General features: G+C 36.9%; 1 protein-coding gene and 1 pseudogene. One reads left to right on the top strand and one right to left on the bottom strand.

The features are described 5' to 3' along the window. The first annotated feature begins 17 nt into the window (after positions 1-17). The gene (locus F6K22_RS12550) at positions 18-818 is read left to right on the top strand and encodes a class I SAM-dependent methyltransferase (protein ID WP_293097835.1); all 801 of its coding nucleotides are present in this window, start codon (positions 18-20) and stop codon (positions 816-818) included. A gap of 102 nt (positions 819-920) precedes the next feature. Here the strand turns inward: F6K22_RS12550 and F6K22_RS12545 are convergent. Beyond that, positions 921-1,313, bottom strand: a pseudogene (locus tag F6K22_RS12545) (four helix bundle protein). Between the last annotated feature and the right edge of the window lie 162 nt (positions 1,314-1,475).

Here is a 1,475-nt window from a genome sequence, read left to right as displayed (position 1 = left end):
GGATAACTATCTAAAAAATGCAAGACGAAATACTAGCTAAAGAACGAAAATTTCACGATATATGGGCATCAACCATTGATATTGAAGGTATTCGAGTAGTTGATTATTTTGAAAGTTGTACCGCACCGGAAAACAGATTTATCCTCAAACAAATAGGAGATTTAACAGATAAATACTTGTTAGATTTAGGTTGTGGTGCAGGAGAAAATAGTGTTTATTTTGCCAAAAAAGGAGCGCGGTGTTTAGCAACAGATTATTCTCCAGGAATGGTAGATGTTACTATTAATTTGGCGGAAAAAAATGGTGTAAAAGTTGAAGGAAAAGTTATGGATGCTATGGCATTAGAATTTCCCGATCATACTTTTGATTTTGTTTACGCTTCCAACTTACTTCACCATTTACCAAATCCGACATTAGCTATTAGGGAAATGCACCGAGTTCTTAAACCTGGTGGCAGAGCTTGTTTTTGGGACCCGTTGAAACATAATCCAGTTATTAATGTTTATCGACGCATTGCGACAAAAGTGAGAACTGAGGATGAAACACCTCTAGATATTAATATTGTTGATTTTGTTAAATCTCTCTATTCAGAAACAGCTTATGATACTTTTTGGTTAGCGACTCTATGGATTTTTCTCAAGTTTTATTTAATTGAAAAGGTTGACCCAAATAAAGAACGTTATTGGAAGAAGATTATTATTGAACATCAGCGTTTAGAACCAATGTATCGTAGATTAGAAAAGTTGGATGTGGTGTTGAAAAAGTTACCTTTAATGAAAAGATTTGCTTGGAATTTAGCAGTAGTAGCTACTAAGTAGAGAGTTTTGGGAGGGTGGGAAGTCTGGGAAGTGTGGGAAGTGTGGGAAGGGTGAGAAGTTCACAGCCATGTAAAAATTAAGATGTGTGGGAAATGTGGAGAGTTAGTCAAGTAACCAATCATCAGGATGGGTAATCATCTTGACTAATCTACTGAGAACTTGATTGTAAGTTTCATAAAGTTCTCTTGCTTTTTCAACTTTAATGTACTGACATTTGACTGCAAATTTTAACCAAACTTGACCCTCTGCGACCTCTGCTTCACAGTCATTTAATTTAGCAACAAAAGCAGCTTTATATCTGCGTTTTCTCTAAACTTCTGCCATATTTGCACAGACTGAACGAGAACAACGGCGAATTTGGTCAGTCAAAAAGTATTTTTCTTCTACTGGGAACTTTTTAGACTGCTCAAAAATTTCCATCGCTACTGAGAATGCCAATTTATAAATAGCTAAATCCTCGTGAGTTCTAAAATACTTTTTACCTTTTTCTTCCATTTTAAAATTTAATCACAACTATTTCCCTCACACCTCCCACACTTCCCACACCTCTTACCCTAATTATCCCTAAAATTACTCTTGTACTAGCACATCGCTTGGAAGAAGCAGCGGCGAAACCGGCTCCTTCTCGTGTGGGAGGAGAAGGGCGCTCCGACCGTG

It is taken from the genome of Okeania sp. SIO2F4, assembly GCF_010672385.1.
GTDB lineage: Bacteria > Cyanobacteriota > Cyanobacteriia > Cyanobacteriales > Microcoleaceae > Trichodesmium.
This window is presented reverse-complemented; position numbering and strand designations above follow the sequence as displayed.